Annotated in this window: 15 protein-coding genes; 8 read left to right on the plus strand and 7 right to left on the minus strand. The window is 48.7% G+C overall.

The features are described 5' to 3' along the window. The first annotated feature begins 31 nt into the window (after window positions 1–31). The 5 genes from G5S52_RS07475 to G5S52_RS07495 all read left to right on the plus strand — a co-directional run bounded on the left by G5S52_RS07475 (window position 32) and on the right by G5S52_RS07495 (window position 4,854). Window positions 32–484, plus strand: coding sequence for a hypothetical protein (locus G5S52_RS07475; RefSeq protein WP_165012495.1), 453 nt, complete (start codon window positions 32–34; stop codon window positions 482–484). A gap of 310 nt (window positions 485–794) precedes the next feature. After that, complete coding sequence (locus G5S52_RS07480) at window positions 795–1,247, plus strand: DUF1353 domain-containing protein (RefSeq protein WP_165012496.1); 453 nt, start codon at window positions 795–797, stop codon at window positions 1,245–1,247. Window positions 1,248–1,711: 464 nt separating this feature from the next. After that, entirely contained in the window at window positions 1,712–2,887 is a 1,176-nt protein-coding gene (locus tag G5S52_RS07485; RefSeq protein ID WP_165012497.1) for an EAL domain-containing response regulator, read from the plus strand. Between the two features lie 22 nt (window positions 2,888–2,909). After that, window positions 2,910–3,236 carry a DUF6614 family protein gene (locus G5S52_RS07490; RefSeq protein WP_306418256.1) on the plus strand — a complete coding sequence of 109 codons (327 nt, stop codon included), beginning with the start codon at window positions 2,910–2,912 and terminating at the stop codon, window positions 3,234–3,236. Then, window positions 3,229–4,854, plus strand: coding sequence for a PAS domain-containing protein (locus tag G5S52_RS07495; protein ID WP_165012499.1), 1,626 nt, complete (start codon window positions 3,229–3,231; stop codon window positions 4,852–4,854). The genes G5S52_RS07490 and G5S52_RS07495 overlap by 8 nt, the downstream gene beginning before the upstream one ends. A gap of 909 nt (window positions 4,855–5,763) precedes the next feature. Here G5S52_RS07495 and G5S52_RS07500 read toward each other — a convergent pair. Continuing rightward, window positions 5,764–6,453: a hypothetical protein gene (locus G5S52_RS07500; protein WP_165012500.1), complete on the minus strand. Its 690-nt coding sequence runs from the start codon at window positions 6,451–6,453 to the stop codon at window positions 5,764–5,766. Window positions 6,454–6,635: 182 nt separating this feature from the next. Between G5S52_RS07500 and G5S52_RS07505 the strand changes: the two genes are divergently transcribed. Together G5S52_RS07505 and G5S52_RS07510 are read left to right on the plus strand one after the other, a co-directional pair. Next, window positions 6,636–7,343, plus strand: coding sequence for a DUF445 domain-containing protein (locus G5S52_RS07505; RefSeq protein ID WP_165012501.1), 708 nt, complete (start codon window positions 6,636–6,638; stop codon window positions 7,341–7,343). Window positions 7,344–7,557: 214 nt separating this feature from the next. Further along, window positions 7,558–8,073 (plus strand): outer membrane beta-barrel protein, encoded by a 516-nt coding sequence (locus tag G5S52_RS07510; protein ID WP_165012502.1) that lies wholly within the window; start codon window positions 7,558–7,560, stop codon window positions 8,071–8,073. 72 nt (window positions 8,074–8,145) lie between these two features. Here the strand turns inward: G5S52_RS07510 and G5S52_RS07515 are convergent, their stop codons facing one another. From G5S52_RS07515 to G5S52_RS07540, 6 genes are all read right to left on the minus strand, one after another. Next, window positions 8,146–9,888: a bifunctional lysophospholipid acyltransferase family protein/GNAT family N-acetyltransferase gene (locus G5S52_RS07515; RefSeq protein ID WP_165012503.1), complete on the minus strand. Its 1,743-nt coding sequence runs from the start codon at window positions 9,886–9,888 to the stop codon at window positions 8,146–8,148. Between the two features lie 34 nt (window positions 9,889–9,922). Continuing rightward, window positions 9,923–10,348 carry a YHS domain-containing (seleno)protein gene (locus G5S52_RS07520; protein ID WP_165012504.1) on the minus strand — a complete coding sequence of 142 codons (426 nt, stop codon included), beginning with the start codon at window positions 10,346–10,348 and terminating at the stop codon, window positions 9,923–9,925. 66 nt (window positions 10,349–10,414) lie between these two features. Beyond that, window positions 10,415–11,170: an NRDE family protein gene (locus G5S52_RS07525; protein WP_165012505.1), complete on the minus strand. Its 756-nt coding sequence runs from the start codon at window positions 11,168–11,170 to the stop codon at window positions 10,415–10,417. Next, window positions 11,171–11,710: a DinB family protein gene (locus G5S52_RS07530; protein WP_165012506.1), complete on the minus strand. Its 540-nt coding sequence runs from the start codon at window positions 11,708–11,710 to the stop codon at window positions 11,171–11,173. A 42-nt stretch (window positions 11,711–11,752) separates the two neighbouring features. After that, a complete protein-coding gene (locus G5S52_RS07535; protein WP_205743830.1) occupies window positions 11,753–12,829 on the minus strand; it encodes a D-alanine--D-alanine ligase in 1,077 nt (358 codons plus the stop codon). Between the two features lie 47 nt (window positions 12,830–12,876). Then, complete coding sequence (locus G5S52_RS07540) at window positions 12,877–13,455, minus strand: DedA family protein (protein ID WP_165012508.1); 579 nt, start codon at window positions 13,453–13,455, stop codon at window positions 12,877–12,879. Window positions 13,456–13,941: 486 nt separating this feature from the next. Here G5S52_RS07540 and G5S52_RS07545 point away from each other — a divergent pair, with 486 nt between their 5' ends. Continuing rightward, window positions 13,942–14,304, plus strand: coding sequence for a nucleotide pyrophosphohydrolase (locus G5S52_RS07545; RefSeq protein ID WP_165012509.1), 363 nt, complete (start codon window positions 13,942–13,944; stop codon window positions 14,302–14,304). Window positions 14,305–14,360: the final 56 nt, after the last annotated feature.

Here is a 14,360-nt window from a genome sequence, read left to right on the forward strand (position 1 = left end):
TTACACTCACTAACAAAATGGGAGACTTCCCATGAAAAAAGTAAAATGCTTAGCGGTAACTTTTTCGAGTTTATTATTAACAGCCTGTATCGTTAATAGTAATGATCTTCGAGAGACGGATTTAAATTCGTCATTACGACAAGGTGGATATTATTACTCCCACTTTGGAATAGAAAGAGAACGGACACGCGAAAAAGTCACCTTTGAAGACACAGAGGCGAGGATTGCCTCAGTATCAAGGGTCACGGTGGTCAGTAACAGAGATGGCACTGTCACCAAAGCGTTGAAACATAGAGGTAAAGGGAATTATCAAATAGATTGTCAGGTTGGTGCACACTTTTGCTTTTTAGTCATCGGCGCACTGATCAATGGGAAAAAAGTTGATCACAAATATCATGTAAATAGATCCGGATTACTCGTTAGGGAAAACGGAATATCAAAGAGATTTATTCATGACGACAGTGAAATGATTGAACAGTTTTAAATTTCGTTTTTGGCTATGGTAGCGAGCCCTTTGGTTGGTAATACATTGATACACCCAATACATTACCGCCTCAACTTTACTGACATCATCAGGCAGCGTTGATGGTAACTCAGTAAAATGACATGGAAGTTCCTTGTAGTTGGTGTAAATTATTTTAATGCAAATATTTGCATTTTGGACAGGCAATGCTCATTTGAGCTGACTCCATATTGCCTGTCCTTTTTCTTTTCTGTTTTTCCTAATCTTTAAACGTCATCACAATAGTGTATTAGTTAGCCTATTCCCTCCAGAAGCGATTTGGAGGCCTCTCATGCTAAAACAACCCAAACTGCAACCCAGCGCTTTGACGAACAAATACGAGCTAACCTGGGATTTTGACATTCAGGTAGACGGTGTCGATATTGTTGTTCCAAAGTACTTCCGTTACGACGGTGCCAGCATTCCTGCTGTCGCTTGGCAGATCACGTTTACACCCTTCCACCCGGATATCATGATGCCGGCATTGGTGCATGACTGGCTGTTCTACAATCATCAGGTGGATCGCGAGCAGGCGGATGATTTCCTCTACCAACTGCTGCGCCAAAATGGGGTGGATAACCTGCGCGCCAACATGATTTGGGGGGCGGTAAGAGCTGGTGGGCACTTCTTCTGGGACAACGATGAGGAAGACAAAGAATTCCTCAGGAAGCTCTATCGTCTTGTCAAAAACAGACCAAATATCAATAGGTACCAGTTCCCTCGGGAAATTGTAAACACTGCCTAAGATCACCGACTCACATCGAAGACTGTGTATTTATTGGTGGAATGCATTCAATTTCATTGCATTCCAGCCCATCTTTTCCAGTTTGCACCGCCGATTTTTTCTATATTTGGTGCGATACCCAAACAACCTGAAGATGCTCGCATTCAGAGGCCATCAATGCGTTCAATTCGAGGCAAATACCACGAGGAATAGTCATTCTATTTCCGTGGTATTTAACAAAGAAGTGGGCGCATTGAGGGCCTCCCTCCGGGCGAGTTGACTGACGCCGTGCTCTTTGTTGTTCCTTTTTGATGGAGATGGCTACACCTGCAAAGAAACGCCGCGATCACAACGCCAGTCAAACTCGCTGAATCCTGCATCTTCAGGTTGTTTGGGTATAAATCCAAAGTTATGTTTTCAGTAGGCAGACAGAAAGCGCTTGCTGGACTGATGGATACCATACACCCGGGTCAAGGAATGGGATTTTGAACGTTTATGTAGTCGACGATAATACCGAGTTTACCGATGTCATCACACAAATGCTGTGTGAGACAGGCTATCCCACTAAAGGTTATAACCGGGGCATGGATTTGCTGCGTTTCGCCGCGCCATCCTCCAATGATGTGCTGTTGCTCGATGTACACATGCCGGATAAAAACGGCATCGCCTTGCTCAAAGAGCTCAGCAGTTTCAGCATCAAACCCTGCGTGATCCTGCTGAGCGGGTACGACAAGTCCATTCTGAATTCGGCGTCTACCTTTGCCCAATCGCTTGACTTCAACGTGATCGGTTCACTTTCCAAGCCCTTCACCCGTCGAGTGCTGCTGAACATGCTGGAGTTTGCCAAACAGGGCAAAGCCGACAAAAAGAAAATGGAAGTGGCCAAGGTCAATCCGGTTGATGTTGAAGAAGCCATGGATGATGACCAGTTGGACGTTTTCTATCAGCCGCAGATCAACCTGAGGGATGGCGTAGTTACCTCTTACGAATGCTTGCTGCGCTGGCATCATCCAGAGCTTGGACTGTTAAGTGCAGACCAGTTTCTGCACACGGATTTGCCGGACAGAATCAAGCTGAAACTGTCGCTGTGGGTACTCAACCGCGTTGCTTCTGATGCAGAAGCACTGGTCGAGTTGCCGCATTTCAAATCTATTTCCATCAATGTGAGTGCCTCGTCGTTGGTGACGCCGGAATATCAGTTCCGGTTTAACTCACTGATCGCCGGCACCCAGTTAAAACCCCACCAAATCACGCTGGAACTGATTGAGCGTGAGTTTCTTGAAGGCCGTCAGGATGTACTGGATATTTTGGTCAATCTCAGAATTAAAGGCGTGGGGCTGTCTCTCGACGATTTCGGTACGGGGTATTCCTCCCTGTCTCTATTCCACACGCTGCCATTTTCCGAGTTGAAGGTCGACAAGTCCTTCACCAAAACCATGCTGAGTAACGCTCAGTCTCTTAACATCGTCCGCTCCTGCATTGATTTGGCTAAACGCATGGAACTCAAAGTCATTGCTGAAGGCGTGGAATCCCACGATATCTATGAACATTTGCAGCACGAATGGTGTGATTCGGCACAGGGCTACTACATTGCTAAGCCTATGCCGTTGAAAACCCTGATGAGCTGGAATGCAAATTTCAATCACCACATTTACAACTAATAAGGACATTATTTTGATCTCAATGCACGGATTGTATGAGCTCAAACCCGATCAGGATCAGAGCGAATTTGAACAGGCGTTCACTGCTTATGCCAAACAACTCAACGAGATGGGACTCAACATTGGCTGGCAGTCCTTTTCACGCCGTCCGCACCCAGGCTACAACCTTATGCCTCCTGAGCAACACGGATTGGTTGCCATGTACTTTGAAGACGACGAGCAGGCTAACCGTTGCTGGGATGTGGTAGCAACCGACGACGAGCCCATTGCATCCCTTCACCAGGGCGTTAACCAAAAGGTCACCAACATCAGCTTTTTCTATAGTGATGTGAACACGCACAATGTCTGAAAACGATGAGCTGCGAAAACGTATCGCTCAACTTGAAGCCGAGAACGAACGACTCAAACACGCCATCGATATAGCATCTGATGGTATCTATGATTGGCAAATTACAGAGAACAAGCTGTATCTGACAGGCAGTTGGTATGAGTCTCTCGGCTACGATAATCAGGAAGTCTCCCCCACCATAGAGCAGTGGCAATCCATGCTGCACCCGGACGATATTGAGCCGACATGGAAAGCCCTGCGCGCGCACATCAACGGCGAAGTCGACCTTCACGAGCATGAAAACAGGCTGCGGATGAAAAACGGCCAATACCGCTGGAATCTCGATCGCGGCAAAGTGGTTGAGAGGGATGAAAACGGCGTGGCACTGCGCATGGTGGGGATTGATAAAGACATCACACGACAAAAGCAGAGTGATGAGCTTAACCACCAGCTCGCCGCTCAGTTAATGCAAGCCAAAAAAATGGAGGCACTGGGCGCGTTTGCGGGGGGGATTGCCCATGAGTTTAATAACCTGCTGGGGATTGCTTTCGGACTGGCGGATTTAATCACCCTTAAACTGGAAAGCACACCGACTTACGAGCGTGTTGGCGAGCATTTAGAGAAGCTGGAAGATGTGTTGGATCGTGGGCGCCTGCTGGTAAAACAGATCCTCACATTCAGTCGAAAACAGGATGAAGACCGCACTGAACTCGACCTGAACCGACTTTGTCAGGATGTCACCTACGCGCTGGAAATGAGCAAAACTTTCTCCTCAAATCTCGCGCTCACCTTGCCGGATGATATCTTGATCATCCATGCCGACAGCACCCATATTCATCAGTTACTCACCAATCTTCTTATCAACGCAAATCACGCCTGCCAAGGTCGTGAAGGCAAAATTCTCTTTGATGTTTCTGCCGTTGAACTGACTCAAGAAAACATTGAATCTGAATGGCTGGCACAACCGGGCATGTTTGCCAAAATCACTATCACTGATAACGGGGTAGGAATCGTCGATAAAGTGCTGGAACATATCTACGAGCCGTTTTTCACCACCCGGGCGCACGGTGAAGGTACAGGCATGGGCTTGGCCATTGTTCATGGCATTATCAGCCGATATCAAGGTGGAATTAGCGTTAAAACCAAGTTGAACGAAGGTACAGAGTTCACCGTCTACCTGCCGCTCTACAGCAAACGCCCAGAAAACCACGCTATACACACCGACAATCTGGTTTCGTCTGGCATTCCGCTGGATGCTGATCTTCAACAGCCCAAGGTCATCTTCGTCGATGATGAAGAAATCATGCTTGAAGTGGTGAAAGCCACGCTGCCGATTTTCGGCCTGCAGGTTGATACCTTCAGCGACCCAAGCGAAGCGCTATGGGAAATAGGGAAAACGCCTGATAAATACCAGATTCTGGTCACCGACCAGGCCATGCCACAACTCACCGGGTTACAGCTTATCAATGAAGCGCGCAAGCACAGCCCTGAACTGCCCGTGGTGCTTTACACCGGATTGAACGACTTTGCCGACCAGATTGGTGAAAGCCAACAGCTTCAGGGCTTTTTGTTAAAACCTTTGCGGGTTAATGAACTGATCGTACACATTCGCTCTATATTGAGTGCCAGAGGGAAATGAAACTGCGTGAGTAACAGGCCTTAGGGGCTATTTGTCTTCATTCCAGTCCTTTTAAGTAGTGTGGCTTCATGCCATACAGTTCGACATCGTCTTTGATATAGAAGTCTCAGCGCCTTCCATGACGTAGTTATATTCCACACTTCCTACATTTGACCATTGAAGTTCCAAAGACACATTCTTGGCCGTGGCCATTTTGGTAACAAGGTAATCCTGCTCACTCGCAACTGGATTCAGGTAATGGGCACTTGTTGGTTGCCTGACAACAATTTGTCTAACTTCATCGTCAAATCTCACTTTGGCAATTAAAGGATCATCATGCATCACGAGAGTGGGCATTTTGGTTAGACCAAAAAAACACGAGGATCATTACCCCTACAAGTCACCCCCACCCAGCTTTCGATATCTCGTTGAAAGTTGACCTGACTGGAAGGATAAACGCTCGGTGACACCGCCTGATATGACACTACAGATGAAAGCGAGGATGTACTTTCGGAGTGAACCCACTCACTCGCTCCCCCCGCAAATAACACTGCTCCTGCTGCAACTGCACTCAATGAATTGATCATTACTCTTCCCTTATTCAATTGGTTATAAGCAGTTAGATTACTGAACAATCCTGAACCAGAAGTAAACGAACAAGGGGGATAAATGAAAACATAAGGGCAGAGAAACGCCTCTACTGAAAAACAATACGACCATTTCCTGGCAGCGCATCCTCCCAATCACAAGCTGCCACCATTGAGAATATTAAACGTTCACTAAAAAGAGGCAGTAAAAGGCCTACACCTTTACTGGTTCTTTTTGGGCAATTTATGTTTGGGAAGGTTAAAGCTGACTGTCAGTTCACAGTTATAAACGAGTGAGACCAATCATTTTCTTGCAGGATATTTGTATCAAAAAGAAGGCAATTCAGATAGGGAAGAATGTCATTGATGCCACACCGTGGACAACCTGATTAATATGACGGTTGGTACTGTCAGCGACCATTTTGGCCATCATGTCCTGAATCACGATCATTTTCGCCAACACGCGCTCGTAGCTGTAGTTTGGGGTGCCATCCAACGCGATACCGTTGCTCAGTAGCATCAAATCACCATTGATATCTTTTCGTGTATTGAGCAACCAAGCCACCGTTTCCAGATTACGGGCGCTGTTATAGAGCTTTTGCTGATCGATATCGTCGAGGAGATAAAACTCCAACTGATTGTTGTAACTGGCGCTGATCATGCCGGTGATGCCAACCATCAAAGCAAATACCCGATCACCTTCATACTCATCGGAAAAGGCCAGATAAAGCGCATCTACCCCATCCAATCCACCCAGCTCTGCATAGCCGCCTTCCGGTCGTTGAACCGTCATAAAAGAATCCAGACGCGCAGAAACTGTCATCTCTGGCACTTTAGCCAGTTCTCTCGGGTTACGTTTGTAGAGTTTTACGGTGAGCTCACGTATCGCATCGCGAATTTCCAGTATGTGAATATCCGTAATCAAATCCATGTCTGATTTGGCAAGATTTTTAAATTCAAAGGGACGGTTACCCGCACTGCAGGCCGTCAACGCGAGCGCCAGTAAAAAGGCAATCCCTGTTCGAAGCAGCATGTCGGTTCTTTATCTATTCAGTCAACGCAATGAGTGTAGATGCGGCCTCTCCATCCGGTAAATGTTCGTGCTTCAACTCTGAGCCATGTCTCTAACTGTGCAGTGAAAGTTACCTATTGTTCACTACTCTCGCTTTGACTAAAATCATCGCCATTTCCAAGCACACAAATTGAGCAAAAACAATGAACAAAAGCTTTTTGACCAATCTTATCGCAGCAGCCGTATTCGCTGCGGGTTACTACTTTGAAGAGCCACTGGCACTTTATGGTGGTTTATTTGCGCTGTCAGGTTCGCTGACCAACTTGTTGGCTGTACACATGCTGTTTGAAAAGGTACCGGGGCTTTACGGTTCTGGTGTTATTCAGGCGCGTTTTGAGGCATTCAAGCTTGGCATCAAATCATTGATGATGGATCAGTTCTTCACCCAGGAAAATATTGATCGTTTCCTAAATAAAGAAATGTCTGGCGGTGCAGCTTTGAACCTTGAACCTGTGATTGAACAAATCGACTTCAATCCAACGTTTGATGGCTTGGTGGAAGTGATTAACAACAGTCCATTTGGTGGCATGCTTGCCATGATGGGCGGTTCGGAAGTACTGGCACCACTGCGTCAGCCATTCGTAGAGAAAATGAAAACCTCAGTGGTCGACATTACTCAGCAGGATAACTTCCGTGAAGCGCTGAAAGGCCAAATTGAACAACCGGAAATGATGGGCGACATCACGGCTAACATCGAGTCCGTCATTGAACAGCGTCTGGATGAATTGACACCGGAAATGGTCAAAGAAATCGTTCAGAAGATGATCCGCGAGCACCTTGGCTGGCTGGTCGTCTGGGGTGGTGTGTTCGGTGGCGTCATTGGCGTGATTTCAGCGCTCGTTGCGGCCTGATAAAGCCTCCACTGACGCATGTTTACGGCACCTTCGGGTGCCGTTTTTGTCACTTTAACAGCAGATTGTTTGGGTACAGCTCACAAATATCTGATCTTGTTGCCAAAAGCTGTTCAGTTCCCCCGCTATCCCGCCGATTCACTCCTAAACTGAATTCCATATGTATTGTCGCAAGCTTGCTACTGGTGAGCGCTTTTCTAAACGGGGTTACCACATGGCTAAATCTAAGAAACTGATAACGCTGGCCGCATTGAGCTCAGCGCTTTTTGCCACTTCAGCCTCCGCGCTGGTTCTCCCACTCTCGGTGGGGGCAGACGCTGGGATCACTGATGTGAAATACAAAGGCCGCAGCGCCACCGGCTACTTCTGGGCGATCAACGGTAAACTGCACCTGAATGATTTCACCAGTATTTATACGGGTTACGGCGAAACCACTGCCGATATTCCTGATGAAAATGGCGTCGATCAGGACTTCACCTCTACATCGATTCCTCTGGCACTGCAGGTCAACATTCCTATTGTATTGGGTGACGTGTATGTGCGTGGTGGCGGTAACTACTACGAAAATACCTATGCCCTAGAGAAAGAAGACGGATGGGGTCTACTGGGCGGAGTGGGTATCAACCTGTCTCCGGGCATTGGTCCAGGCTTAGCGGTAGAATTGACTTACCGTGACGCAGGCAGCGCAGAAACCAGTTCGATTGGTGTGGGCGCCAGCCTTAGCTTCTAAGCCCTGTGTGACCTTTACAGAAAGTAAAAAAGCGCCAGAGACCGGCGCTTTTTTGTTGGCTTGAAGTCAATTTTATTGCTGATGATAGTCGAGATAAATTTGCGCCTGCTCTTTGCCCATATATCTGCCGAGCGTTTTCACAGGCACATTGCGTAAATCCACCATAATCAGGCCATCCAACGCATTGTTGAATGCTGGATCCACGTTAAAGCACACCAGCTTGCCATTCAGACCGAGGTACTGCCTGAGCAATACTGGCACGCCCAAACCCTGACTCATACGACTGATCACTCGCGACAACAATTGCAAATCGCCAAGCCCAGCCAGCATGGAGGTATGCCAAGGCACAGGTGCAGAAGTTTCCAGCGGTGTGGTCGGTGCCACCAGCTGCGCAATGTCCTCGTCGTAGTGGTGCACGCTCAGGCTCTCTGCCAGCAAACGACGTGCAGTCAGCGGATAATCATTACTGATGCTGACCGGGCCAAACAGGGTGGTAATATCAGGATGTTTGCTCACGTAAGCTGCAATCCCTTTCCAAAGCAGCAGTAATGCTGACAAGCTTCGCTGATATTTTTCATCAATCACCGAACGGCCCATTTCCAGCGAGTTGCCCATGCTTTCAACAAAGCGGTCGTCGTATTGGAACAAGCTGCGGGAATAGAGTCCATTCAGCCCTTTCTCAGCCACAATTTCCTGCACTTTACCCAAGCGATATGCGCCGACCATTTGCCGCGCATCCCGATCCCAGATAAACAGATGCAGGTAGTAATCGTCGTATTCGTCGATATCACAAGCCATGCCGGTGCCTTCACCGACAGCACGAAAGTTCACTTCTCGCATTCTGCCGATTTCCTGAAGGATCACCGGAATATGCGTACTTTCCGTGCAATAAACATCAAACTCATTGGACGACAGAAGTTTTGCTTCCGCTGGTAATGTTGTCAGTTCCTGTTCTATCGCATCGACAGGCTGCGACGCAATGATGGGTTCGCCTGTCTGTTCCAACTCAACGGCCGTCACCGCTTGCTCGCGGTTAAGCAGGTAAGTATTGAGCCTCAGGTAATTCACGAGAGCATCGTCATTTTCAAATGCACGACACTCTTTCCACGCGATAGGTTCACCAATGGAAAGTGGGATGGAATCACCGCGTTTATTGAGCAATTCACGCGCCAGCATTGCGGTGCGGAGCAGCGGATGGATACGCCCAGCCCGATAGAATTTGTTGCTGTTCTGACCGCCAATGTAAATCGGTAACGCCGTCGCTTTGTGCTTTTTCACCAAGGCAGCGACTGAACGACTCCACGCCTTGTCTTTGAGCTGTCCATCTTCGTCGAAGGTCGAAACTTCACCGGCTGGGAAAATCAGCAACAAACCACCATTGCTGACATGTTGGTGTGCTTCGCGTAACGCTCTCAAATTCGCCTTACGCGCACTCTCCCCTTCAAACACATCGACGCCGATAAAGATGTCACTGAGTTCGGGAATACGTTTGAGGTAATAGTTTGCCAGCACTTTCACATCAGGGCGCACCTGACGTAGTAGTTTGGCGAGGATCACGCCTTCCACGCCGCCTAGCGGGTGATTGGCCACCACCACAGTACTGCCAGTGGCAGGGATATTCTTCATGTCCTCGGCAGAGACGGTGTAGTCAATGCCGAGCACATCCAGGGTATAGGAGAGAAAATGATCGGTATCTATCCCTTCTGGACGACGGCGGTAGTGCTTATCCAAAGCCCGGAGACCTGTCACGGACTCCAACGCTTTTTCAATCACACCAAACGGCGTTTTTCTAGGGATCTGAAAGGGACTGATCATTCATGACTCTCCATTTCCAGTTAAACAGATTGGCTTAACGCTTAGACCAATTCTTGTCACCAAGGTCGATAAAGCCCGGGATGTCTTTTTCCCATGCCTTCTGAACAGAATCGTCATAGTTCAGGTACAACTTGTTATCGACGATGGTCCAGAACTCTGGGTCACCTGGCGCCAGGTCATCTTTCTCGGCGATTGCCCATGCACAGTAGCCACCGTATTGCGGCGCATATTTCTCTGGGTCGGCGAGGAATTTGTCGAGGTTTTCCTGACTGGAGAATAACCAGTCAGCACCCTGATATTCGGTTTTGAAATCTGATTTGCCTTTGACTGGTGTGCCGTCAAAGAAAGACACAGTGTCATAACCGCTCACCGCTTTGCTGCTGAAAAAGCCAGTGTAAACATCGGCGGCGAAAGTCAGAGGTGAGAACAACAAAGTTAGCAGTAACAGTACGCGAGACATCTTTCACTCCTTTCTAGATTTTCAGATTCGCTTGCTAAATAAGAACCTGCTATCGAAGTAAAAATTTCACCTTTTTTCGCTGGCAACCAAGCGCATGTTTGGTACTTTTCGAATCAAGGTTTCTGTCGCCGTTGGAACGTTTTCACACGGTGATCCATCGACATACACCATTTCCATTGCCCCCGGTGTGGCGCTGAGGTGCGTAAAGCTCACTGTGTTGGCATCGTCCCGGTGCATACACACAGATTTGTAGCCTGCTTCCGGCACATGGCTGCGGTGAAATGCCCAAGCTTTCTCGACGGTTTGCGGTTCAGTCATGATGCTTTTAAAAGCTTCTCGCCTTGCAATCATCACTTGCTGAAATGCCACGGAAGAGGAAATCATCGGCTCAACGCTGGGTCGCTGCGTGAGAACATGACCATCCCACTGGAAAGCAATCACGTGACCGTGGTGCGCATTCAAATCCGGTGCGAAAACCAGCAGGGTGAAGGGCGCATAAGAGCCCATGTGAAGGTTATTGAGTGTGCTGACAACATCTGCCACTGACGACGAAGGCGCCAGCATTTTCACCAGCAAGCCACGACTGATGAGCGGCAATTCGGGAATATCACCCTGATAGTAATTCAGCAGACAAAGTGAGAGACCATGTTGGTTAGTGGCGATCCAGGTACCGCCACCATCCGGGTCTACAGGCATGAGAAATTCGGTGCCTTGTTCACGAAATCGCTCCGGTGGTCGCGCAATGGCACGACCCTTTTGCTCATCTCGGTTGAAGAAAACGTCGTAACCGTTATCGTGCAGCAGCCAACTGACAGTACACATCTACTGTTCTCCACGAAAATGACTGAGAGTGGCAGGCGCAAGACCAAAGGTTTCTGCCACACTGATCTTCTGCGCGCTCAAACTCACGCGGATAAGCGCAAAATGATGCACCGCATGACTGGAAACAAACGCCAGCTCGCGACCCAGCGTCGACGCTGATGTGGCCGCTGCCTGACGGTTCAGGCTCACTTCATGTCGCACATTGATGGCTGAGTCCATATCAGCTTCTGAAAGACTTTCGAGCCACTCGCAAAGCTGTCGCCATTCCGACATCGCTATTTTCCGATCCGTTTCGACAGGATGTGCACGGCGGCGAACGTCGTAGTCGATGTCCTGTGCAGAAGCCGCGTGAAAGACATCCAGAATGTGGCGCATATGCTGACCAATAGAGCTTTGCAAATAGGGTGTAGCAACAAACTGGTATTGGTCATCAGACAGTTGGTGAAGAAGCTCAAGCGCCTGTGCCGCCACATCCAGCCCCCCTTCTAACTCGACGGCATAAGGTGCATTCAGTGATGGTTTGGAGTCTCTTGCTAACATGGAATCCCCTCAAATCGATGCTTCATTCGATTGTTTCTTGTTTTAATCAGTCGACGGATAATCACGCACCAGCGCTTTTTCCTTGCGCCATGCTCGATACAAGTCCATCAACGAAGGCACTTTATGCCCCGCTTTTCGTTGCAGGTTGCCTATCTCAAACAACATGCGGTACTGTGCCAGCAAGGTACTGAAAGCACTTTTGATGGTCGCGCCACGATCCCAGATATGGGCAGCTTCACTGCTGGCACCATTAACTTCTAAAAGCACAAAATCCTCGCCGCGCATCAGGCTCGCGATGTCACGGAACTTCAAATCAATCCGCCCGTAGTAATAACCGGGGAAATCATCAAAAATTTCATCCAAGCGCTCGACTAACGCTTCACTGATATAGTCACGTCCATCTCGGAAAATCGCTCCGCGAGAATGACTACCGGCAAACGCAAGGCGGAAGGTTTCCCCTTTGGCGAGCACCAAATCCAGCTTGTCTTCATGGCGCGAGCGATAAAGGTGGGAGAGCTTTCCGGCGCGTGAATCTTCGTCAATCAACTGTGCGAGGTTACTTTCGCCGTCACCGACCACAAACGGGTTGTATTTGAGGGTCATGGAGAAAATCTGTCCTTTATCCTGACCTGGATAGCGGACGTAAAACACGCCAGCTTCGGCGTTATAAGGGGCTTTTTCCTGCAGCATTAAACGGGCACCGTCAGGAAACAAGCGAAGGTATTCTTCCAGCTCACCTTTGTTTTCCACCAAACGCACACCCGCACCACGACATCCCAAGTCCGGCTTGGCAACAACAGGAAAACCCAACCCAGCCTGGTGCAATGCCGTCAAGGCTTGGTGCGCTTGTGTTTCAGGCGGCATTGCCGTCTTCTCCCACATGATGTAAGGCAGGATCCATGGTTTGGCGGTTTCACCTGCCAACGACAAAATAGCGTCCTTGGACTCGCCCACCATGCCGCTTAATTCAATCCCGGGGTTTGCCACTAATGGCAAGCCGAAGCTTCGGTATTTAAGGCCATTCCAAATCCACTGCAGAGCAACCGGGGCGTAAAACACCCAACCCGGCCAGAATTCAAAAAACGACACCGGCTTGCCGCTCATGTCCAACGGAGGCATGCCATGGTTAACCGGCAAGGCAGGAGACGTTTTCTCTTCCACCAGCTTTAATCTGTGCAAACGGCTTTCTCCTTCAGCTTGCTCCCTGCAACGCGGTTGACAGCAATGAGCAAGAGCACCACAACCGGGATAAGCCCCCAACTGAGGTGGTTATTAATCCATTCAATTTCGCCCAACTGGTAAACCAGCGCGAAAACCAATGCCGTCCAGAGCGCGGTCGCAACCAAAACAGCAGATAAAAATGGCTTCAGCCCCACGCGGAAAAAACCGCTGAGGCAAAAACCCACAAACCTTAGACCCGGCACAAAGCGAATAAGGAACAAATTGCCAAACGCATGGGCACGTAGTTTGCGCCTGATCATCCTGACACTCGGCTTGGTCAGTAAAAATCCGCGCAGTTTTCTCCAGCGGCGAGCCCACAAGCCAAGCGCATACAGGCCAATATCGCCTGTCGCGATACCAACAAAAATCGCGGCCAAGGCAACAGGTACAGACATCACACCCTGCGATGCCGCAACACTGGCTGTCACAATGGCCAAATCTTCTAGTAGATAAGACAGGAGGATCACCGCGAAAAAGAGGGTCACAGGGGAAAACGTCAGCAATGTGGCGGTGATGTCATTCAAAGTGGGTACCCAGCTCCATGGCTCTACTTACAGAATAGACAGGATTAGCGCGTAATAGCTTTCACTGGGCAGATAAATTCCTTGTTTTCACAAAAATAGGACAGGTAAACCAGTTGTTTAGTGACTACGTAGGCAATCCAACACACCAGTTTTCCCTTGCTTCAATCCATGACACACTAGGGGCTGTTGACCTTTGGTGGTTATATTTTGTTCTAGCCATAAGCGTTTTAGGCGCGGCGAGGTGTGTGCCGCCTAGTCATTCTAAGCAAATACACCTCAACAAAGCATAAAACGCTTAGGGCAGAACCCTTCGGGCAGCGTTTGTGGGGAATTTCTGCTGCGTTATCGGCTTCTCATGTAGACTAGCTACACATCGAAGCCTCTGCCTTGCATAAAATCCCCACAAACTGCTGCAAAAACAATCACCAAAGGTCAACAGCCCCTAGGCTCTGCTAAACCCAGATTATTTCAAGGACAACGCCCCTCATGACGGATAAACCAACAAGTGCTTTTCTTCGGCTGCAATCTGAAATGGCAGAATTTGCCCGCGAACGTGATTGGGAGCAATTTCATAACCCCAAGAATCTGGTGATGGCATTGAGCGGCGAAGTGGGCGAACTGGCAGAGTTGTTTCAGTGGTTGACGCCGGAACAGGCAGAAAATTTCCCTTCAGAAAAACGTCAGGCACTTGAGCATGAGCTGGCGGATATTCAGCTTTATCTCATCCGTATTGCCGACCGTTGTGGCGTGGACTTAGAAAAAGCCTGTGATGAAAAAATTGCGCACAACCGTAAGAAATACCCACCCGAGAAGTGCTTTGGGAAAGCCGTTAAGTATAACGAGCTGTAACCGTCACGAATAACTCTCAGTGAAACAGCCTCTCGGCACAACAGTGAGACATCATC

Origin of the sequence: Grimontia sedimenti (genome assembly GCF_011045095.1) — a bacterium.
In the GTDB taxonomy this organism is placed as follows: domain Bacteria; phylum Pseudomonadota; class Gammaproteobacteria; order Enterobacterales; family Vibrionaceae; genus Enterovibrio; species Enterovibrio sedimenti.

Excerpts from the sequence above, each read along its gene's own strand:
- G5S52_RS07520 (WP_165012504.1), bottom strand. The coding sequence starts at position 10,348 with ATGTCTCGCGTACTGTTACTGCTAACTTTGTTGTTCTCACCTCTGACT.
- G5S52_RS07505 (WP_165012501.1), top strand. The coding sequence starts at position 6,636 with ATGAACAAAAGCTTTTTGACCAATCTTATCGCAGCAGCCGTATTCGCT.
- G5S52_RS07495 (WP_165012499.1), top strand. The coding sequence starts at position 3,229 with ATGTCTGAAAACGATGAGCTGCGAAAACGTATCGCTCAACTTGAAGCC.
- G5S52_RS07525 (WP_165012505.1), bottom strand. The coding sequence starts at position 11,170 with ATGTGTACTGTCAGTTGGCTGCTGCACGATAACGGTTACGACGTTTTC.
- G5S52_RS07480 (WP_165012496.1), top strand. The coding sequence starts at position 795 with ATGCTAAAACAACCCAAACTGCAACCCAGCGCTTTGACGAACAAATAC.
- G5S52_RS07490 (WP_306418256.1), top strand. The coding sequence starts at position 2,910 with ATGCACGGATTGTATGAGCTCAAACCCGATCAGGATCAGAGCGAATTT.
- G5S52_RS07545 (WP_165012509.1), top strand. The coding sequence starts at position 13,942 with ATGACGGATAAACCAACAAGTGCTTTTCTTCGGCTGCAATCTGAAATG.
- G5S52_RS07510 (WP_165012502.1), top strand. The coding sequence starts at position 7,558 with ATGGCTAAATCTAAGAAACTGATAACGCTGGCCGCATTGAGCTCAGCG.
- G5S52_RS07530 (WP_165012506.1), bottom strand. The coding sequence starts at position 11,710 with ATGTTAGCAAGAGACTCCAAACCATCACTGAATGCACCTTATGCCGTC.
- G5S52_RS07535 (WP_205743830.1), bottom strand. The coding sequence starts at position 12,829 with ATGCCTCCGTTGGACATGAGCGGCAAGCCGGTGTCGTTTTTTGAATTC.
- G5S52_RS07475 (WP_165012495.1), top strand. The coding sequence starts at position 32 with ATGAAAAAAGTAAAATGCTTAGCGGTAACTTTTTCGAGTTTATTATTA.
- G5S52_RS07515 (WP_165012503.1), bottom strand. The coding sequence starts at position 9,888 with ATGATCAGTCCCTTTCAGATCCCTAGAAAAACGCCGTTTGGTGTGATT.
- G5S52_RS07500 (WP_165012500.1), bottom strand. The coding sequence starts at position 6,453 with ATGCTGCTTCGAACAGGGATTGCCTTTTTACTGGCGCTCGCGTTGACG.